A 21,033-nucleotide genomic window follows, 5' to 3' on the forward strand; every position below is an offset into this window, starting at 1 on the left:
TTTCTATAAACACACTTTATTTCATATATTCCCATCTGTCAAATCGGGATTGCCTGGATATCCTCCTTTCTTGCAATATATTTTAAAGCACTTCTTATATATGAGCTCTTGCGCAAATATATGCGCACTGCAGCTTGGTTAAGATTGCTTCTATCTAAGAGGACTACTATATAAAAATGAGGCTGGGACAGCAAACAAGCACCCTCAATCTGCAGGCAGAACCTGCAGCCGGGGTGCTTGTTTGTCTGTTCTTATTTTTCAGGAATGAGAATCTGCCCAACCTTGCCGATTTTGAGGAGAGTCTGCATGATTGCCCTGGACAGCTGGCTCGGCTTGTAAGGCTTGACCAAATAATCATTCGCACCAAGCGAAAAGCCTTTTTCTTTTTCATCAAGAGCCGTGGAAACAATGATAGGTATGTTCTTAAGCCTGTCATTTTCCTTTATCTGCTCCATGATCCTCCAGCCATCCACCTGTTCTTCCTCCAGCATGATATCAAGCACGATCGCATCAGGTGTATGGAGGGCAAGAAAATCCAGGGCTTCCTGTCCCCTTTTATAATGAACTACCTGGAAACCGCTGTCAGACAGCTCCTGGATAATCAGCTCCGCCAGGCTTTGGTCATCTTCCACTACCATAACGCGGTAGCCTTCTGCAGAGGCTTTCGGCACTGATATAGCCCCTGGTTCCTCAGCAGTTTCAATCAGAGGAAATGAGAGTGTGAAGATGCTTCCTTTTCCATAACTTGAGGCAACGGAAATGCTGCCGCTGTGCGCCTTCATGATTTCCTGGACAATCGAGAGCCCGAGCCCTGTACCGCCGATCCTTCTCCTGTCGGAATTATCCACACGGTAGAATTTGGTGAACAGTTTATCCAGCGCATCCTCCGGTATACCGAGGCCCTTATCTTCCACTTCTGCCAGAACAGACTTATCTTCCTGATAGAGCCTGATGATTATATCCCCGCCGCCTGGAGAATATTTGACAGCATTGGAGATCAGATTGGTGAATACCTGCTCCACCTTGCTCTTATCTCCCAGGATCACATCATTTCCTATAGAACGGTCATCAATTTTTATCTTGTGGATATCTGTATTGATCTGCTGTTTTTCTATAACCTGCTCAATGATTGGCAGGAGCCTGAGATATTTCTTCTCATATGTCTGTTTTCCGGCTTCCATCCGCTGGACATCAAGGAAATCATTGATGAGGGAAGTCAGCCTCCTGGCTTCATTATAAATGGTCGTCAAATATTTTTTCTGCTTATCAGGCTTCAGCTCTCTGTTCAGCATCAGTTCGGTGAAGCCGAGGATGCTCGCGAGCGGTGTGCGCAGCTCATGGCTGACAGTGCTCACAAACTCAGACTTCATTTGATCGACTTCAAATTCTTTTGTTATGTCGCGATGCACCAGCACGGTGCCGATCCTTTCATCTTCCTGCCCGAGGCCTTCGCAGTACATTTTGATGACCTGCCCCGTTTGCTTCATTTGATAGATGATGCTCTCCATCTCACAGCTGTCACTATGAACCGCATTTTGAAGGAAAGCCAAAAATTCATCAGGCTGCTCAACCTTATTTGCCATTTCGGCCGACCAAATTTCCCATGGGAGATTTTCCAGCCTTCCGGCAGCACCCGGGCAGGTGAACATCTCTTCCAGCTGGCGGTTCGCCTGCAGGATGGCCCCTGAGCGGCTCACCATCTGGATGCCCTCCTGGACTGTATTCAGGATATCTTTGTTAAGCTTCCGTTCTTCCTCTGACTGGCTGTATAAGCTGATATTGTCCAGACTGATTCCTACCTGCCTGGATAATGCTTCATATTCATCCATCTGCTTCTCCGAGAATGGAGATCCGAAGCGGCTGAACAGCATCACTGCTATAACCTCGTCCTTGGAGGAAATGACTGGCAGATATAAATCATAGCTGTAGGACACTTCCTCATGATAACCCTTTTCTCCAGCCAGCAGCTCCCTTTTTATGGCAAAGGATTTTTTTGACTGGATCAGCCTTTCGTGAAGCCCGTTTTCAATGTGGTCCATAAACTGCTCCACACCTGATGCTGAAATGGCGTAAGCCGCTGCTGCCTTTGTGTTCAGAAGTCCGATCATCCCTCTATCGGCACTGATGATTCCGCACATATTGACCACAATGCTGTCAAGGATGCTCTGAAGGTCCAGGGAGCTGGAAATTCCATTCGTCAAGTCATTCCTCCGCTTCAGCTTCAGCTCGTTCTCGCGCAAAGCTTCGAGCATCTCCTCCAGCTCAGTCTGCTGGGCCTGGAGCTCATCCTGCTGGGCGAGCAGCTCTTCATTCTGGGCAGTCAGGTCCTGTTCTTTGTCCTGCACACTCCAGACCATTTTCTGGAATGCGACCGATAATGCGCCGAGTTCATCCTCTCTGCTGGATTCGACGGTTATCACTGCTTCGCGCCCTGCCGCAATCTCATTGGCAGCAGCTGCAAAGTCAGCAAGCGGCTGTCCGACTCTACGGAACATTACCCGGGTAATCCGTGCCAAAAGGACAAGGATGACAAAGCTGAATAAGACAAAGCCCATCTGGATATAAGATTGCTTCTCCATCAGGCCTTCCGCTTCTTCATTAAGCTGGTCATTTATTCCCTGCAGATATTTAAGCGAATCATCCTGGAAAGTATTTACCCTCGCAGTCGCTCCGGTGCTTGCCAATCTCTTGACCTCTTCTATTCTCCCGGTTTCAAAATAGTTTACCGTAGCAGGCAGTTTTTCAATAAAATAGTAATCAATAAACTCCCTTACTTCTCTCGCATATGCCTTATCATCCTGGGAGGCAGCAAGTTCATCCAGCTGCTTCCCCATCTTTCTCAGCTCCGGCTGCTTTGACTGTGCGCTGATCCTCATATCATCGTTGTCAAATGCCAAATAGCCTCTTACATCAAAGAATACACGATTGAAGGTACTGTCGATTTCCTGGACGAGCGCTTCCTTTTTAACGAGTTCAGCCCGCTTTTCATTATAAGAATCGCCGAGGTTCTGCTGCAGGATGACCAGCACAATCGTTCCGGCAATGAAAAAGAAAATAAAGACACCCATTAACCCGGCAAACTGCCTCGATAGGCTCTTTTTAAAATAATCATTGATTTTCATTCAGTATTTCCTCTACCTTTTCAAGGAGCTCCAGCGGGCTGAACGGCTTGGCCATAAAATAATCGGCCCCTGCTTCCAGCACCCTGTCCTGCTCAAACTGCTGGCTTTTTGCTGACAGCATGAGAATCTTGACATGATTTTTTTCACTATTGGCCCTTATCTTTTCGATGACCTCAAGCCCCGTGTATACAGGCATCATATAATCAATGATCAGGAGGCTGTAATCTCCTGACTGAAATAAATCCAGCGCCTCCTGTCCATCTGCTGCCTCATCCACTTCGAAATCGCCGTCTTCCAGCGTATCCACAATCAGCATTCTCAATATATCTTCATCTTCTGCCAGTAAAATTCTGTTCATTTCGCTCCTCCTCCAGCAGCTGCTTTACTGAATGCATCTTTCATGATCCAGTAGGACTGCTTTAGCCTTTCATGGTATTGCGGCTCCTCCCAGCTTTTCCAGGAATATTTGAAAGAATCTTCTTCCTTTATTACTCCATCAGTCATTGCCGGAGCGGTGCCTGCCAATTTTCCATTTTCTGTGACGGCTGCACCTATTGTGATAGACTCGATGATGCTGCTTCCGGATAGGCCGGATTGCCAAAGGTCTCCCTGTATTTCCCGGCTGCTTGGATCCTTTACATTCAGGAGCAGCCACGGAATCCTCAGCTCCAGCGTTTTCCTGTCATCACTTATACTTATATCGGTCAGGGAGTTGAAATCTTCACTTTCCGGATTGGCATTGCCGAACATAAGTTTCCCTGTTTCATAAGAAGAAAACGGAAGGGTTTTTCCGGTAGATGGAATCGTCAGTTCTTTATTCAAAGCCAATCTGATCGGATGGAAAATCCCATTATCCTTTTGAGCTGCATATGGTCTTTCCGGGAGCATATTCAGCAGCTCTCCGTACTGATAATAGAAAGTGTCATAATAGCTGTCTACCATCATATTCGATGTATCTTCCCCTGTAAGATTAATAGAATAATCGACCCCGAAATCGGCAGCAGCTTCAGCTTCGTTTCCAAGCGGGACAGTTCTCTGCCCCTGATCCTTGATAGTATCAAGCAGCAGATGCGTGCTGTCCCTTCCCCAATCCAGAGGCCTGCTGTAGTCGAGGCGGAGATAAAGGTATTCTTCATTTGATGCCGCATATAAAGCCTTTATTGCATCTTCTTTTTGGCTGCTTTTAAAGAGGGGCTCTGCACCAAGCTTATCCCAATCGCCTGTAAGACCATCCGGATAGATGCCAGCTTCATATTTGCCGGGCTCAAACGCCAGCAGCCCAAAGTGCTGCTCGTTCGTCTGCATATTGGACCAGAACGGCCGCCTGTCAGGATTGTCATAATCCATCGTATTCCAAGTACGCTTGAACCACTCATCCTGCCAAGTAAATACAAGGCCGCCGGCGTAGCCTTCATCCATAATAGATTCGAAGAGGCGTTTGTTTATTTCCCCCTGCTCTTCTTCCGAATGATGCCCCTGGTCCATCCCGTCTACATTTTCATGAGTCATTCCCCTTGAAGCAGGAACGCCGAACTCAGCCACCAGGACTGGCATAGAGTGGACCTTTTTTAAATCATTCAGATATCCGGCATAGTTATTTTTTTCTCCCTGTGAATCTATATAATTCACATACTTCTTTTCATAATTCAGGAAATCGGGATAGTAAGGATAGATATGGTAGGAAGCAAACATCCCGGCTATAAATCCTTCCGCCGGCAGGATATGATTCGGATCCACCACTGCTTTGTCTTCATCCTCCGAAGGCTCGGCCGGATGGTCCAGAAGATCAGTGGTCACCCAGTTTGTAAAGCTCATTGTATGCTGCCATCCATATTGCCCTGATTCGTACTCTGCCGTATAATCCATCATCCGGGCGATCCAGCCTTCGAACGGGGAGGCATTTTCAGTCTGAAAATATTTCCCGGAAAAAGAGCCCTTCCCTTCATTGCCTGCATTTGTCTGTAAGACTGCTTCAGGATCCCACTCGATCCCGATCATGAATCCCAGCACATACTCCGATATATCATACTTATATTCCCCTGAAGCATGGCCCGGCCGTTCCGGCAGGCTTGCGTTTCCGTGGATAATATCCACCATATGCTTCAATTCAGTTTTAAAATCATCTGTTACAAGTCTGCTGTAGGCATTTTGTTCACTGACAAGATTCTCTTCGTTCACCCACGCTCCATGGAATAAATACAGCGGGTGTTCAGCAGTTTGATTATATTCATAAAAAGCTTCATAGAAACCTGGCGGATGGAGGGTATAAACACGTACGGCATTACTGTTCATGGCTCCTATTGCCTTGAACCAGCGGAGATATTCATCTTTCGTAATGGCCGTTTCCCCTGGAAAAGAGCCTGGCTTTGCTATGCCCATGTTAACGCCTTTAATCAGGAGATTTTCCCACTTGCCGCCTTTACGGACTTGAATATACTCGCTTCCGGTCCTGCTGTTCGTTATGATCCCGTTCTGCCCGGCAATTTCCGGCTTTTCCTGCTCATGATGCAGGCCGGTGCCTCTTTCCAGGATTGTTTTCATCAACGGGACATACGTATTCCAATAGAAAGAATCCCGTGAGCTGAAATTCCCTTTCCAGACATCGAGACCCTTTGTCTGATAAATACCGGGAACCTCCGCTTCATCCGCAAAGTCACCTGCAAAATAATAGGAAGAATATTTTGCATTCACATGCTGGATGACAGCCGGGATGACGGATGGGATCCCGTATCCCTCCAGTTCTTTTTCTGCTTCCTTTTTAAGGGGAAGCTGATAGGTTGCCAGTACTTCCTCCTGGTTATTCGCTTCAACAATATCAAACCAGTATGAATAGCGGGACTCCCCCTCTGCACCCAGCTTCTCAGCCCCTGCTTCGGTGTAGCTGAAAAGGGCACCTTCTCCCTCGAGGTCCTCTTCGCCGAATACCACAATATGATTGTCTTTGTTGACCAGTACAAGGCCAGGGCCTTCATAATCCCAGCTCTTTTCCTGTTCCTTCACCCAGACAGGGACTTCATCAGATGACAGGTCAGGAAAATATCTGCCTATCCAGCCGCTCCAGCTGATATTCAGGAGCGAGGTGATTTTCTCCCGGGCAGCATCATCTGTCGGGTCTGCAAAAGTATTGAATTCAGCAATCAGCGTCTTTCCTTCTGAATGAATAAGGGCATCCCTTAGCCTGTCAGCCTCTTCAGCCTGAAGGCCACCATAGATGCTGTCCGATCTTTCGCCCAGACTGTTGCTGCCGAAAAATTCCTCTTCATACACACCGTATTGGTCAGCGAGATAAAAGACATCATATTTTTCAAGATTTTCCGGAAGCGGCTTTACTTTATATTCATCTTCCCCAAGCGGCTTAAACCCGCTGTAGTCGCTCTTTACCTCATAATGTTCGCCATTTCTTCTCTGCCATTTGCCATTGTTCAGAATCCAGACAAGGCCTTTATGCTCCCGGTAAGTTTCATCAGGCACGGTTTTATCAATGATCAATGCCTCTAGCGTCTTGTCCGGTGCAAGCTGCCACAGCCAGAAAGGACTTGTCAGGAGCAAAAGAATGCCGACGACCACACCGAATACGGCAGCCTGTGATTTCGTAAACATTTTTTTCATTCAGACACACCTTTTCGTTTCATTTCTCCCCAGCTCTTATCTCCCCTGATCAGCTTCCAGATGCCCTCGCACCTCCAAAATACTGTTAGAGGGCGATACCATAAGGTTTCTGTCAGAGAGTAGAAGAACAGCTTCAGCAAATCAGACACCTTCGGATACTTGCGCAGGCTCCATTCTTCAAGCAAAACCGCTGCCATTGAAAAAATAGAACCGTAGAGGCAGGAAAGCAGGAAGATCAGAATGGCAAACTCCAGATAAATCCCCCCAAGGAACAGTGACAGCACCACATAGGCATAGCCAAGCAGCTCGACAATCGGCCCGAAAAATTCGACAACCCAGAAATACGGGAAGGAGATGAACCCGATTGCCCCATATTTCGGATTAAAGGTCAGCTTCCGGTGAGTCCACAAACTTTCGAACAGCCCCCTGTGCCACCTGCCCCTCTGCTTCCTCAGGAAAGTCGCGCTTTCCGGCACTTCCGTCCAGCAGACCGGGTCGGGGACATAGACGATCCGCTTCTTCAGCCCTTTTTCTTTAATAAGCCGGTGCATCCTGACCACAAGCTCCATATCCTCGCCGACAGTATCGGTTCTGTACCCGCCTGCCTCCAGCACCCAACGTTTTGAAAAAACGCCAAATGCACCCGAAATGATCAGCAGCAGATTATGACGGCTCAGCCCGATGCGGCCCATCAGAAAAGCCCGCAGGTATTCAATGATCTGCATGATGACGAGCGGTTCCCTGGCAAGCCCTACCTTCAGCAGGTTTCCATCCTTGATTTCACAGCCATTCGCAATCCTGATGCTTCCTCCGGATGCAATCACCTCTTCATTCGAATCAATGATCGGCTTCATCACCTTAAGGAACGCATCATGCTCCAGGACAGAATCCCCGTCCAGGGAACAGATATAAGGATAATGGGAGATATTCAAGCCGGCGTTGAGCGCATCGGCTTTTCCTCCATTCTCCTTATCGATCAAGTATAAATTAGGCAGCAGGCGGGACTGGTAAATACCTTTAATCTCCTTTGTCTCCACCTGCTTTCTGACAGCCTTATCCACTTTTATCATTTCATAGTGCCCTATCATCTTTGCCAGTGTTCCATCCTTCGATCCGTCATTCACAACCAGAATCTCATACTCAGGATAGCTGATGCTCAAAAGGGACCTGACACTCTGGATGATCCCAGCTTCTTCATTATAGGCAGGGACAATGATGGAAACAGGCTTTGTATAAATCTCACTCATATATTCCTCATAGATCCGGTCGCGCTTAAGACGGTATTCCCTTCGCAGCTGAACCATCGAAATAGCAAGAACAACTGTGTAAAAAAAGATGACAATCACCATATAAACAGCGATGAACCAGCCAAAAAACAAAGCGGCATTCTCCCATAAAACTGCCAGCATCAGTGCCGCTCCCCTTTTTGCATCCATTCCCAAGCCATATCCCTGGCATAAGGATCATGCGAACTATCAATTACTTTCTGCAATATTTCTTTCCCCTTTGAAAAAGCCAAGATAGACTGGCCTGCCTGTGATCTTACATACCAGGATGAATCGTGCAGCATTTCTGCCAGCCTTGGGAGCAGCCCTTCGTCTTTTAAGCTGCCGAAAAGCTTGGCGGCAAGCATCCGTTCCTGCCAGCTGGAAGATTCAGCGAGTTCCTCATAAGGGGCTATATCCTCTGTATATCCTATTGAAGCTAATGCCTTCAATGCCCGGAGCCTCATTTCCCCCGCCTCGGACATGAACACCTCTTCCACAAAACGAAGATAACCAAGCTGCTTGTTGACAGCAATCACATCCAATACAGCAAACTGCAGTCTTTCCGGAGAAGTTCTAAAGCCTTCAACAAATCGGCCAAAACCTTTGTCATCAAGCCGGATTAGAATATTCCTGAGATCGAATTCCGAGAACGGCAAACTCCGGGAATCCAGCAGCATGAATAGATTCTCACTCTGGAAATCTGCCAGGATCTTGAAGGCCTGGACTTTTTCAGAAGTTGAGCTTCCCCCGCTTTCGGCAATCCGCAGTACTTCTCCCTCCAGACTTTTCAAATGGAAATCCTCTATATGATAAAGCGAATTTATCCGCGTACTCCACTTTCTGCTTTGAAGTCCTTTGGCATAATGGCCCCTAAGATAGGACTCTGCAAAAAAAGAAAGATTTTCTTTTTCCTGCTCCCCTTCAAGGATATCCGCATAATGACCGAGGAGCTCCTCAGCAGCCAGCAGGCTTGCCCGGTCAGCCAGGGCAGCTTCCTCCAGCTGCTTCCCTTCATATAAAAAAGAAAACAGCGGAAGGTTCAGTTTTTGCTTCCAATCTTCAACCTTCCGCCTTGCTGTTATTTCAAAAGCTTTTCTAATCACGAGATACACCAGTATGACTGTCAATATTCCTGTAATGGAAAGGGCCGCTGCAGCGAGAACAAACAGTTCCTGATCTAGTCTCATTATGACATCCTCTGGATCAGGCGATGAATTCTTGCCTGCAGCTCAGTGATGCTGAACGGCTTTGTCACATAATCATCTGCCCCCAGCTTCAGTGCCCTGGCAATATCGTATTCCGTTTTTCTGCCTGTCAGCATTAAAACATGGACGCGGCTTGCATTCCGATTTTCCTTCACCTTCTGGAGAACTTCCGTCCCATCCATTACAGGCATGATTCCGTCCAAAATAAGGAAATGCTCCCCTTTCTGCTCCATACGGCCGGATTGAAGGAACTTCTGTCCATCCTCATACACCTGGATATCCAGGCTGGTATGCTCGAATTCCATGGATTGCAGGATTTTCATCAGCATGGTCCTGATGATTGCATCATCATCAATGACAGATACATTCAGAACCTTCCTTGAATGGCCGCCGATCAATTTATTGGCACTTTCCACCCTGGCCCGGCCGTTCCGTTTTGCTTCATATAAAGCCTGATCAGCCGTCTTGATTGCTTCTGCCACAGTAGCAGAAGGATCATGGACCATATATACACCGGCCGAGAAGGTCATTTTCAATTCCGCCCCGCCCTCTATGAACGTTCGGCTTGAGAAGCCGGAAAGTAGCCTTGAGACGACCTCCTTGCTGTCATGGTCATTGGTGCGCGGAAGCAGCAGGATGAATTCCTCTCCTCCATAGCGGAACACTATATCTCCAATCCTGACATGATCCTTCAGATACTGGGCAAACTCCGACAGGATACGGTCTCCGGCCGGATGGCCGTACATATCATTCACCTGCTTGAAATGATCCAGATCAAGGACGGCAATAGAAAAATACTGATTGCTCCGTTCTAGTTCTTTTAAATACCGTTTAAGAGAATCCTTCAGGAACCTGCGGTTGTATACCTGCGTCAATTCATCGATCAGGACAGACTGGTCAAATATTTGTTTCCTGTCCAAATGCCGCTCTACCTTTATAAGGAATTCTTCCAGGTCAATAGGTTTGGAAATAAAATCATCCGCCCCCAGCCTGTAAGCCTTTATTCTCGTTTCTCTGTCATTCATTATGCTGATCATCAGCTTTGGTATAAACTTTTTATTCGTATGCTTCTGAATATCCTCAAGCACATGGAACCCGCTTTTGCCCGGTAGATTAACATCGATGATAAGACAGTCGGGATTCATATCAAAGAATTGGTCGACAGCTTTTTCAGGCTCGGTATTTGCCATAACCATCCAGCCCTTGCTTTCCAGTGCATCTTTAAGGAGGATCAGCATGGATACATCATCATCAATCACCTGGATCAATGGCATATTTTCATCCCTTGGAAGACTCTGTTTCTCCTCTTCTCTTTGGAAATGTTCATATTCATAGCTCAGGCCCATCAGTTCATATAAAAAATCCCGCAGCTCCCGGTTTCCCCAGATTTTTTCGCTGCTCTTTTCCACCTGGTCCATCAGTTTGCCTGCCACCTGATGGAGTCCGACAAGCTGCAGAGTTCCTGCTGTCCCCTTGATGGAGTGAAGGAAACGGTAAACATCTTCGTTGTTCACAGGAGTTTCCGCTTCCTGTTCAAACCAAAGAGTCATTTGATTCTTAATCTTTTGAAACAATAAAGTTTTGTATTTATCAAGCTTCATTAAATGCACCTCTTTCATCCTAAGCATCAGCCAGGAAGCAGAGGCCCCGGCCAAAATAAAAACCAGCCATCATAGATCATTGGCCGGCTGCACTAGTCACTCCAAGCGGTTTAAAGTGCAAATAAAAACCGCTCATCACAGTGTTCTATATTCTTAAAACACCCTTGCATTTTCTGTCGAAACAGACAATTGCAAGCCAATTAAAATATATGATTCCTGTCATATTAAGTCAATATATATTTTATTCATTTGCCTTGAGTATACCGAAAAAACCAACAAGATGCAGACGCCAATATGCCGCCTGGAAAAAATGGTATATTATTACCATTTTCCCTTGTCTGAATATGTCGCTTAAAGCGGTTTTTTGTCAATAAGATGATATTGTCGATTTGGACATGCATTTGTAAAATTAGGAATATATATCTAAATATAGGAGGACTAAGCAATGGAGCATATTAAAGACCTGCTGTTCAACCTGCTGATCATTCTTATCGTCATGCTTTCTTTCCAGCTCCTTTTTGCCAGCCGCCTTCAATCGCTTTTTCTGCGCCACCGCGAGTATATTATTGCCGGCATCAGCATCATAACTGCTTCCCTTTGCCTGATCAGTTCAATCAAGATGAACAGCAGCTTTATTTTTGATCTGCGATGGATTCCATTCCTGCTGGGAGGATTATACGGAGGTCCCAGAGTCATCCTCGCCCTGCTCATTTTTGTCATCTTTATCCGCATTCCCCTCGGAGGGATCGGGGCGGCCTATAATATTCTCACCGGTTTGTTTGCCGGCTTTATTGTATATAAGCTTCACCCATCCTTCATTATCATGGACACCCGGCGGAAGCTGCTTACAGTATCACTCTTGTCTTTTCTTGTATCCATCGCAGCGTTCATGCTATTGTTTTCAAAAGCCGAACTGAAGGAATGCCTCGGTTTCATGGCCATTTATACGATCACCCAGACACTGGGGGCGTTTTTGACTGCCTACACCATTGAGCTGATCGTACAGAACCAGCAGCTGAACCGGGCGGTAATGAAGACAGAAAAAATGGAGGTCATTTCCCATTTGGCTGCCAGCATTAGCCATGAAGTGAGAAATCCCCTGACCGTAACGAAAGGATTTCTCCAGTTATTAAAAGAAGAAGAACCAGGCGGAGGAAAGCGTTCCTATTATTTAGACACAGCCCTTGAAGAGCTGAACAGAGCGGAAGTGATCATCAGTGATTATCTTACATTTGCCAAGCCGCACTGTGAAACAAATTCATGTTTTTCATTAGAAGGGGAAATCAGAAAAGCGGTTGAACTGATCACACCCTACGGGAATGCCCATTCTGTTGAAATCCATTGCGACACAGAGGAAGAATTATATATCAAAGGAGAAGATGCAAAGGTTCAGCAATGCCTGCTAAACCTTCTTAAAAATGCCATCGAAGCAATGCCTGGCGGAGGAGTCCTCTCTATATCGGCAAAGCTGCAGGACGACAAAGCGGAGCTCCTGATATCTGATACAGGCAAGGGGATGACCTCCGGGCAGCTCAGCAGGCTGGGGGAACCGTATTTTTCAACAAAAGAAGGGAAAGGGACGGGGCTTGGAATGATGGTGGTCTTTCGGATCATTGAGGGAATGGGCGGAAAAATAAAAGCAGAAAGCATGCTGAATAAAGGCACCTCCTTTACCATCCTGCTTCCTGCTGAAAAATGTCCTGATTAGCAGCTGTTCTTACACATGATCAAATGATGGCGGGTACTTTACCGTCCCGCTGATTCCAGTTAATGATCCCTCCTTAAATTCCATAACCATAAATACCTCTTCCGGTACAGGAAAAGGTGAAAAAATCCCAAAAACTGTGGAAGGCCGGAACCCAAACCTCGGATAATAATCGGGATGTCCCAATACAACGGCATGAGCAAAGCCCTGGAGTTCCGCCTGTTTCAAACCTTCTCTTATAAGAAGGGATCCTATCCCTTCATTTTGCCGCTGGGGCATGACAGCAACCGGGGCAAGCGCCAAGGTAGGCACTTCCCCTTCCCCTGTATCAATCACTGCCTTGCTGAACATGATATGGCCCACGATATCCTTTCCATCTTCCGCTGTTAGCGATAGTTCAGGAATATACTCCCCCGAGCTTCGGATGGCTCTGACAAGGGCGGCTTCGTTTTCACGGCTGAAAGCAAGCCTGTGGACATGTTCTGATCTGCTATAATCAGCTTCCTGCTCTGTCCTGATAATCATGACTATTCCGCCTGTTTTTTTGCCAGCTGCCTTGATTTGTCGGTGCAGCTATGCATGGCCGAAATGACCGAAGACCGAAAGCCTTGTTTTTCCAGCTCAGCTACCGCTTCAATAGTGGCTCCCCCAGGCGTGCATACCTGATCTTTCAATTCACCCGGATGCTTACCTGTCTCAAGCACCATTTTGGCTGCGCCAAGCACTGCCTGGGCTGCCAGCCGGTACGAGGTTTCCCTTGGAAGCCCCTGAAGGACGCCGCCATCAGCAAGAGCCTCAATGAACATATAGACATAAGCAGGTGAAGATCCGCTGATGGCAGGGATGCTGTCCATCAGTTTTTCTTCAATAAACTCAGCTTTCCCAAAACTTTCGAATAATTCTGCAGCCTCCAACCGTTCCTTTTCAGTCACCTGCCTGCTGGCAGCCAGGGCGCTCATCCCCTCCCCGACAAGCGATGGGGTATTGGGCATAGAACGGATCGCTTTTATTTCCCTGCCGAAAGCAGACTGTAGAAAGGCAAGGCTGATCCCTGCCGCTATGGTGATGATGATAGCATCTTCAGAAACGCTCCCGCTGATTTCCTCAATCACTTCCATATGAACATCAGGCTTTACTGCCAGAAATAAAAAATCAGCCTGTTCAGCTGCTCTCTTATTATCAAGGGTCACTTCAATATCATATGTATTTTTCACATAGGCAAGAGTACTCTCCGTCCTTGCACTTGCAACTATATCATCCGGCCGGGCGATCCCTGATTTCAGCATTCCCCCGATGATTGCCTGGGCCATCTTTCCGCACCCTATAAAACCGATTTTCTTATCCATTTTTCCACTTCCCTACATAAATTGCTCCCTATATTATACTTCCTCGCCTGCTTCAATTCCAACTTCCGGTTATATCAGGGTGTTAGAGGGTAAAATGGGAATGCTCCGCGCTTAACTGTGCGGAAAATTCTTTCTGCAGCAATAACCGAAGGAGCGTTGAATCATGATGGATAGGACACCACTGCCGGCCGAATTTTACACACAGCCGACCCTTGAACTTGCCAAGGCTCTTCTTGGCTGTCTTTTGATAAAGGAAACACCTGATGGTACAGCCGCTGGATATATTGTAGAAACAGAAGCCTATAAAGGCCCCGAAGACATGGCTGCACATAGCTATAATAACCGCCGGACCAAGCGGACAGAAGTCATGTACGCCGGTCCGGGGTTCGCCTACACATACCTTATGCATACCCACTGTTTGTTAAATGTCGTCAGCGCTGAAAAGGACAAACCGGAGGCTGTTCTCATCAGGGCCATAGAACCTGCTGAAGGAATTTCCCTGATGAAAGAGCGGAGAAAGATGGATAATCTGAAGAATTTGACCAACGGGCCAGGGAAGCTTACGAAAGCCCTTGGCGTCACCATGGAGGATTATGGACGCCTCTTTTCGGAGCCTCCCCTCATTCTTGCTGAAGGCTATACCCCTGCTGAGATAGCTAAAGGAAAAAGGATTGGAATTGATAATTCCGGCGAAGCAAAAGACTATCCGTGGCGCTTCTGGGTAAAAGGCAGCCCATATGTTTCCCGCCATCAGATAGAATCCTCATGATGGATGTTTATTCCTCTTTTAGCTGCAACTGCCCCGCATGATTGCCCTACGGAATAACCACAATAGTTATGTATGGTCTTCACCATCACAGCCCTTCATGAGGGAAAAAATTACAAACTGGGGGTAGTCAGATGCAGCAGTTTAACCAGCAAGGACAGTCAGGAATGAACACAAATGAGCAGATCCCGGCACATATGAATCATGGCGGACACGAGATGCTGGACATGAAAGAGGTCCTTTCAAGCACCGTAGCGGCAATCGATCAATACCTTATGTTCAGCGGGCAAATCCAGGATCCGCAGCTTAAGGAAATTGCAAACCGCCAGAGGCAGTTTATGATCACCCAATACAACACCATGGTTGACTGCTTCACTACCGGCCAAAAGCCGGCTGTATCGACTACAACCTATATGATGGGCGAAACACATGACGTCATCTACGGACTACAGCCATCCCAGCCTGCTGCACCAAAACAGTCAGCTTCCGAGATTGGCGACCAATGCTATTCAGGCTACCTGCTTGCTTTAATGAAAGGTGCAGCCTCCCAGCTGTCAATGGCCGCATTGGAGTGCACAAACCCAGTCGTAAGGCGTGTGCTTGCTGATAGTGTTCCCAATTATGCAGAAATGGCTTACGAGCTGTTCCTCTACCAGAATCAAAAGCATTATTACCAGGTTCCCCAGCTTGCGCCGCAGGATACAGAACAGCTGCTTGGAAGCTATACCCAGGCAGGCGGACAGCAAATGATGAACCAGCCTAATATGAATACCCTTCAATAACCGCTGCAGGCGCCCCAATGGGGTGCCTGCTTTTTTTATCCGCCACCGCAATTAATTGGAAAATGTTTTTTTCCACAGGCTGTTACTGCAACTGTAAAACTGGGTAAAAAAGCAGAAATAAAAAACAAAAAAATTGTTAATAAAGGCGGCGCTTCATGTGAAAGAAATTAAAGAATCCATCAAAGAAACATTGCTTGCCATCCTTCCCGTCTCTGCTGCAGTCATCCTTCTGCAGCTTGTCCTGATCCAATTGCCTTTCAAGGACTTTCTTCCATTCCTCTTTGGCCTATTCTTTGTCATCCTGGGACTGATGTTCTTCCTCATCGGCGTCAATATCGGCCTTCTTCCAATAGGCGAGATGATTGGGAAAATCCTGCCGAAGTCGAATAAAGCGTGGGTCATCATCCTCACAGGATTCATCCTTGGAATTGCCGTCACGCTGGCAGAGCCTGACGTCAGGGTACTGTCCACACAGGTTGACCAGGTATCCGGAGGAAAGATATCGTCCATTTCCCTCATATTATCCGTGGCTGCCGGAGTCGGTCTTTTTGTCGGCCTTGCTATGATCAGGACCATTTACAAAATCCCTGTTACCGCCATTTTGATAGCCGGCTATGCCATCGTCTTTATTGTCAGCATCTTCTCCCCATCGTCATTTGTGCCAATTTCATTTGATGCGGGAGGCGTAACGACAGGGCCCCTCGCCGTACCCTTCATCTTGGCACTCGGAGTAGGTGTGGCCCAGGTTTTCCGGAACCAACAATCCTCGGGCGATTCATTTGGCCTTGTCGGCCTTGCCAGCATCGGACCGATCCTGGCCGTTCTGCTGCTGGGAGGGATCTTTAAATGATGGACAAGCTATTTCATGGTTTCGGCAGCACTCTGACAGAGGTTGCTTTGGCCCTTGCTCCCCTTCTTCTTTGCTTCATCATATTTCAGATATTTTTTCTAAAATTAAAGAAACAGAAGGTCATCCAGATCCTTGCCGGTTTTCTGTCTGCTTTTGCCGGACTGGCATTCTTCCTTCACGGGGTCCATCTCGGCTTTATGCCAATCGGGGAGGAAATGGGAAAGAAGCTGGGTAATCTTCCATATTCCTGGATCATCATTCCAATTGGATTTGTACTCGGATTTGTCACTACATTGGCAGAACCAGCTGTAAAAATATTAAACAAACAGGTTGAAAAAGTAACATCGGGATACATCTCAGAAAAAATCATGCTCATCACCCTTTCAGGGGGAGTCGGTCTGTCCATTGCCCTTGCCATGCTCCGCATCCATCACGGCTTCTCTCTCTGGTACTATCTTGCGCCGGGATATGCACTCGTGCTGATCCTGATTTATTTTTCCAACACCAGCTTTATAAGCATCGCCTTCGATTCGGGCGGTGTAGCAACAGGGCCGATGACCGTTACTTTTATCCTGTCAATGGCTGTCGGCGCTGCCGCAGTAACTGAGGGGCGGGATCCCCTGACAGATGGCTTTGGCCTGATCGCCCTGGTCGCCCTTATACCGATACTGGCTGTCCTGATCCTGGGGCTCCTGTTCAAGAGGAAGGAAGGTGCTTCTTAAATGATCTACAAGCTTTTCATCGCCATCGTAAAAAAAGGCACTGCAAAAAAAGCTGTCCGGCTTGCCCGGGGATCCGGGCTTGCTGCTGCGGCAACTGTATATGCAAGGGGAATTGGAAAAAATGAGCAAACCTCATTTCTCGGATTGGAGATCAACCACGAGAAAGAAGTCATCCTTATGCTGATCAAGGAAGAATCCGCTGAAGAAGTCATTACGGAAGTCAGCAGCCATCTCCATTTTGAAAGGCCCGGTACAGGACTTGGATTGCTTATCAATATTAACGGATTCATCGGCGTCCAGTCCCCGGAAGTCCCCGCTGATGCAGAAGCAGAGGAAGGAGCGGCCAATATGAAGCCAGCCGATAAAGAATACGATTTGATTGTGACCATTGTAAAAAGCTCGGAAGCCGAAAAGATTATAAAGGCCTCAAAAGATGCCGGGGCTGACGGGGCAACCATCATTTCCGGCAGAGGGATCGGCATCAACGAAAAAGCCACTTTATTCAATATGCTGATCGAGCCTGAAAAAGAGATTGTGCTGACCATCATCCACAGCGGACGGACACAGGAAGTATTCCAGGCAATCTGCGATGCTGTCGAGCTGAATGTTCCTGGCAATGGGATTTCCTTTATCCTTGATGTCGATCAGGTAGCAGGCATCAATCATTAAATTTCTGAGCATATCAATATAGTAAATATCCCCATTTGTGAGAAAATAAAAAGGCAATTAAATTTCCGGGAGGTAACAATATGCCAAAAAGCTTGCAGGACACAACAAAGCTGCATAATGGAGTGGAAATGCCCTGGTTCGGACTCGGCGTTTTCAAGGTCCAGGAAGGATCCGAAGTCATTGATTCAGTCAAAGCAGCCATCAATAACGGCTACAAGAGCATTGACACAGCAGCCATCTATGGCAACGAAGAAGGCGTGGGACAGGCTATAAAAGAATCAGGTGCCCCGCGCGAAGAGCTATTCATCACGACTAAGGTCTGGAACTCTGAGCAGGGCTATGACTCTACACTGGCTGCATTCGACGAAAGCCTTTCAAAGCTTGGCTTGGAGTATGTCGATCTGTACCTGATCCACTGGCCTGTCAAAGGCAAGTATAAAGACACTTGGAGAGCCTTAGAAAAGCTGTATAAGGATGGCAGAGTCCGTGCAATCGGGGTCAGCAACTTCCATGTACACCATCTGGAGGATCTGCTTGAAACAGCGGAAATCGTGCCGATGGTCAACCAGGTTGAATACCATCCGCATCTGGCCCAGCTTGAGCTCCGCGAATTCTGCAAACAAAAAGGAATCCAGCTTGAAGCCTGGTCTCCTCTTAAGCAGGGACAGCTCCTGGATGAGCCTGTTATTACAGAGATTGCCGAAAAGCACAAAAAGTCCCCTGCCCAGATCATCCTGCGCTGGGACCTTCAAAATGAGGTCATCACCATTCCGAAATCAGTCAAAGAACACCGCATCATTGAAAATGCAGATATCTTTGACTTCGAGCTTTCCTCAGAAGACATGGAAAAAATCGATGCCCTCAACAAAAACGAACGCGTCGGTGCCGATCCTGATAACTTCAATTTCTAATAATATGCAAAAGGGGTATGGAATGGGTTCATTCTGTATCCCTTTTTGTCTTAATAGCCTCTGAATGTTGGCTGTTGATTTCCGTTCCAGGCACTTCGCTTTCCGCGGGGCGGCGCTGAGCCTCCTCACGCTTACGCGCTGCGGGGTCTCAGCTCTGCCGCTGCAATCCCACAGGAGTCTACGTGCCTTCCACTCCAATCAACAGGCTTATCAAACTTTTTTTCATTCTAACCCAGTTAATACAAATCCCTTTTCGATATAATCGCAACTTTAACTTCGCTCACCCAGTTAGCAAAATATAACTGTTTATCTCCCCCTGCAAAGGGAAAGGAATAATATCAAACCTAAGGAGGACTAATCCATGAGCAAAAGAAATTCCCTGACTGGGGTAGTGGCACTGGGTGCGCTTGCGTATATGTTCAGGAACAAGGAATCTCGGGATAAGGTTATGAATAAGGTAAAGTCTACATTCGGTGAAGACAATATCAGCAAAGTCAAATCAAAGCTTCCATTTTTGAATTCTGACCAAGGAAACACCCGCCAGGACCATTCAGGCCCGGCTTATGTCGACAGATAATAAATTGCCCAATCATGAGGCAGCTCCCCCAATCAGGGAAGCTGCTTTTTTCTTTGAACGAACCTCCTCCCCCTGAAACTTTTCCTTCCTTGACCCGTATGATAAAAAGAGGCATGTCCGCACAGCCAAAGCTGTAAACCGCTTTAAGAACTGTGTTATATTGGGAATATATGATTCTATCAAGAGACGGCTTACGCCGGTCCTGGAAAAGAAGGAGTGAAATTATGGGAGTGACGCTCAGCAAAGGGCAGAAGGTCGATCTGACCAAGAACCGCCCCGGGCTTCAAAATGTTGTTGTTGGATTAGGCTGGGATATCAGCCGTCAGGGATCCAACTATGATCTGGACGCATCTGCTTTCTTATTAGGCGCATCAGGAAAAGTACATAGTGACCTCGATTTCGTATTCTATAATAACCCTAACGGCGGGAATGGCTCTATCCTGTACAGCGGCGATAACCGCACAGGCGCGGGCAATCAAGATGATGAACAAATCAGAATTGACCTGCGGAGGGTGCCGGACTCGATCCACCGGATTGCCTTTACAATTACCATCCACGATGCTCAGGCAAAACAGCAGAACTTCGGCCATATTGAAAATGCGTATGTACGGATTTTTAATGAACAAAATAATGAAGAGCTTATCCGCTTTAACCTTGGCAGGGATTTTACCGTTGAAACGGCCATCGTCGCAGCAGAGCTATACAGGCATAATGGCGAATGGAAATTTAATGCCATCGCCAGCGGCTTTCAGGGCGGCCTGGCTGCCCTCTGCCGTAATTTCGGCGTGACGGTGGATGATGAACCGGCTCCCCAGCCTTCACATGGCAATCAGCCTTTCGGGCAGAACCAGACTTACCAGCAGAGCTTTTCACAGCAGGCTCCTGCAGGGCAAAATTACCAGCAGGGCTATAACACAGGCAGCTCCCAGCAGAACTATAGCTCAGGAAGCTATCAGCAGACACAGCCGCAAGCTTCCTATTCGTCCCCTTCCTATGGACAGCCTTCCTACTCTTCCTCACAGGGATATGGGGGAGAAGAAATTGTATGCCCACGCTGCCATTCCACAAATGTACGCACCGGCGAAAAGGGCTTCGGCCTCGGTAAAGCGGCAATTGGCGGCCTGATCCTCGGGCCTGTCGGATTATTGGGCGGCTTCATTGGAAAAAAACAGCTGAAGTTTACCTGTAACAGCTGCGGCAATGCCTGGTCTCCATCCCAGACCGATTACGCCGAATGGGCCAACCAGCAAAAAAGAAAAGCCCAGGACCTCTTTAACCGATTCAAGAGCCAGGACGTCCTTGAGGCCATTGTAGCAGCATGTGCACTTGTAGCTATGGCTGATGGAAGGCTGGATCCGGCAGAACGCCAGAAAATGGTTGAATTCGTCAACCAGAGTGATGAACTTCGGGTATTTGATACGCAGAAGGTCATTCAGCAGTTTAACCTGTACGTCCAGAAGATTGAACGCGATCCTTCGATCGGCAGGGCAGAGGCATTCAGAGCGCTTGGCAGGATACGGACGAAACCGGAAATCGCCAGGCTGGTGGCCCGCTATTGTATCGCAATCGGCTTTGCAGACGGACATTTTGATCCGAATGAGCAGCAGGCAGTCAGTGACATCTGCCGGGAGCTCGGGCTCAATCCGGCAGAGTTCCTTTCTTAATCTCACAGCCTGGCCAACCGGCCAGGCTGCTTCTTTTCTGCAATTCCCCATAGGTCATCACTCCCCTCTACAACGGAGAGTGGCTAAAGTAAGAATATTAACAATAAACAAACTCTTTATTTTTCCCCTGATTTAGTGCTAATCTTACTAAGGGCAAATTTTACGAAAGTAAAAGACGCAAAGCCACGGGCCTAAAACAAGTTATTTGTCATGGCAGCCGGGCCGCCAAGAATATC

At 47.4% G+C, this 21,033-nt stretch carries 17 protein-coding genes and 2 riboswitches; of the genes, 9 read left to right on the forward strand and 8 right to left on the reverse strand.

What is annotated here, in order from left to right:
• Positions 1 to 251 precede the first annotated feature (251 nt).
• Genes ABU165_RS12485 through ABU165_RS12510 form a run of 6 tightly spaced genes read right to left on the reverse strand, consistent with a single transcriptional unit; the run spans position 252 to position 10,805 of the window.
• Complete coding sequence (locus ABU165_RS12485) at positions 252 to 3,122, reverse strand: hybrid sensor histidine kinase/response regulator (protein ID WP_318060181.1); 2,871 nt, start codon at positions 3,120 to 3,122, stop codon at positions 252 to 254.
• Positions 3,109 to 3,480: a response regulator transcription factor gene (locus tag ABU165_RS12490; RefSeq protein WP_009795029.1), complete on the reverse strand. Its 372-nt coding sequence runs from the start codon at positions 3,478 to 3,480 to the stop codon at positions 3,109 to 3,111. The genes ABU165_RS12485 and ABU165_RS12490 overlap by 14 nt, the downstream gene beginning before the upstream one ends.
• Positions 3,477 to 6,731 (reverse strand): hypothetical protein, encoded by a 3,255-nt coding sequence (locus tag ABU165_RS12495; protein WP_253616488.1) that lies wholly within the window; start codon positions 6,729 to 6,731, stop codon positions 3,477 to 3,479. The genes ABU165_RS12490 and ABU165_RS12495 overlap by 4 nt, the downstream gene beginning before the upstream one ends.
• A complete protein-coding gene (locus ABU165_RS12500; protein WP_022543525.1) occupies positions 6,728 to 8,140 on the reverse strand; it encodes a glycosyltransferase family 2 protein in 1,413 nt (470 codons plus the stop codon). Before ABU165_RS12500 ends, ABU165_RS12495 begins: the two co-directional genes overlap by 4 nt.
• Positions 8,140 to 9,186, reverse strand: a complete 1,047-nt coding sequence (locus ABU165_RS12505) for a HEAT repeat domain-containing protein (RefSeq protein ID WP_009795026.1) — start codon at positions 9,184 to 9,186, stop codon at positions 8,140 to 8,142. Before ABU165_RS12505 ends, ABU165_RS12500 begins: the two co-directional genes overlap by 1 nt.
• The gene (locus ABU165_RS12510; protein ID WP_248137760.1) at positions 9,186 to 10,805 is read right to left on the reverse strand and encodes a diguanylate cyclase; all 1,620 of its coding nucleotides are present in this window, start codon (positions 10,803 to 10,805) and stop codon (positions 9,186 to 9,188) included. Before ABU165_RS12510 ends, ABU165_RS12505 begins: the two co-directional genes overlap by 1 nt.
• 72 nt (positions 10,806 to 10,877) lie before the next feature.
• A riboswitch (cyclic di-GMP riboswitch) is annotated at positions 10,878 to 10,960 on the reverse strand.
• Positions 10,961 to 11,250: 290 nt separating this feature from the next.
• Between ABU165_RS12510 and ABU165_RS12515 the strand changes: the two genes are divergently transcribed.
• Positions 11,251 to 12,513, forward strand: coding sequence for an ATP-binding protein (locus ABU165_RS12515; RefSeq protein WP_009795024.1), 1,263 nt, complete (start codon positions 11,251 to 11,253; stop codon positions 12,511 to 12,513).
• Between the two features lie 9 nt (positions 12,514 to 12,522).
• Here ABU165_RS12515 and ABU165_RS12520 read toward each other — a convergent pair whose 3' ends face one another.
• Positions 12,523 to 13,035, reverse strand: a complete 513-nt coding sequence (locus tag ABU165_RS12520; RefSeq protein ID WP_009795023.1) for a GNAT family N-acetyltransferase — start codon at positions 13,033 to 13,035, stop codon at positions 12,523 to 12,525.
• 2 nt (positions 13,036 to 13,037) lie between these two features.
• The gene (gene proC / locus ABU165_RS12525) at positions 13,038 to 13,856 is read right to left on the reverse strand and encodes a pyrroline-5-carboxylate reductase (RefSeq protein WP_009795022.1); all 819 of its coding nucleotides are present in this window, start codon (positions 13,854 to 13,856) and stop codon (positions 13,038 to 13,040) included.
• A 163-nt stretch (positions 13,857 to 14,019) separates the two neighbouring features.
• Between proC and ABU165_RS12530 the strand changes: the two genes are divergently transcribed.
• The 8 genes from ABU165_RS12530 to ABU165_RS12565 all read left to right on the forward strand — a co-directional run bounded on the left by ABU165_RS12530 (position 14,020) and on the right by ABU165_RS12565 (position 20,797).
• The gene (locus tag ABU165_RS12530) at positions 14,020 to 14,625 is read left to right on the forward strand and encodes a DNA-3-methyladenine glycosylase (protein WP_009795021.1); all 606 of its coding nucleotides are present in this window, start codon (positions 14,020 to 14,022) and stop codon (positions 14,623 to 14,625) included.
• Positions 14,626 to 14,756: 131 nt separating this feature from the next.
• Positions 14,757 to 15,404 carry a spore coat protein gene (locus tag ABU165_RS12535; RefSeq protein WP_009795020.1) on the forward strand — a complete coding sequence of 216 codons (648 nt, stop codon included), beginning with the start codon at positions 14,757 to 14,759 and terminating at the stop codon, positions 15,402 to 15,404.
• 157 nt (positions 15,405 to 15,561) lie between these two features.
• Positions 15,562 to 16,254 carry a DUF1538 domain-containing protein gene (locus tag ABU165_RS12540; RefSeq protein ID WP_022543524.1) on the forward strand — a complete coding sequence of 231 codons (693 nt, stop codon included), beginning with the start codon at positions 15,562 to 15,564 and terminating at the stop codon, positions 16,252 to 16,254.
• Positions 16,251 to 16,976, forward strand: a complete 726-nt coding sequence (locus ABU165_RS12545; RefSeq protein WP_009795018.1) for a DUF1538 domain-containing protein — start codon at positions 16,251 to 16,253, stop codon at positions 16,974 to 16,976. Before ABU165_RS12540 ends, ABU165_RS12545 begins: the two co-directional genes overlap by 4 nt.
• Positions 16,977 to 17,645: a P-II family nitrogen regulator gene (locus tag ABU165_RS12550; protein ID WP_009795017.1), complete on the forward strand. Its 669-nt coding sequence runs from the start codon at positions 16,977 to 16,979 to the stop codon at positions 17,643 to 17,645. It abuts the gene before it with no gap.
• 80 nt (positions 17,646 to 17,725) lie between these two features.
• The gene (locus tag ABU165_RS12555) at positions 17,726 to 18,556 is read left to right on the forward strand and encodes an aldo/keto reductase (RefSeq protein ID WP_009795016.1); all 831 of its coding nucleotides are present in this window, start codon (positions 17,726 to 17,728) and stop codon (positions 18,554 to 18,556) included.
• A gap of 361 nt (positions 18,557 to 18,917) precedes the next feature.
• The gene (locus tag ABU165_RS12560) at positions 18,918 to 19,133 is read left to right on the forward strand and encodes a hypothetical protein (RefSeq protein ID WP_094768379.1); all 216 of its coding nucleotides are present in this window, start codon (positions 18,918 to 18,920) and stop codon (positions 19,131 to 19,133) included.
• A 224-nt stretch (positions 19,134 to 19,357) separates the two neighbouring features.
• Positions 19,358 to 20,797, forward strand: a complete 1,440-nt coding sequence (locus tag ABU165_RS12565) for a TerD family protein (protein WP_311225853.1) — start codon at positions 19,358 to 19,360, stop codon at positions 20,795 to 20,797.
• A 142-nt stretch (positions 20,798 to 20,939) separates the two neighbouring features.
• Positions 20,940 to 21,027, forward strand: a riboswitch (cyclic di-GMP riboswitch).
• Positions 21,028 to 21,033: the final 6 nt, after the last annotated feature.

This window comes from Cytobacillus sp. T106 (genome assembly GCF_040492155.1).
Lineage (GTDB): Bacteria > Bacillota > Bacilli > Bacillales > Cytobacillaceae > Bacillus_AB > Bacillus_AB infantis.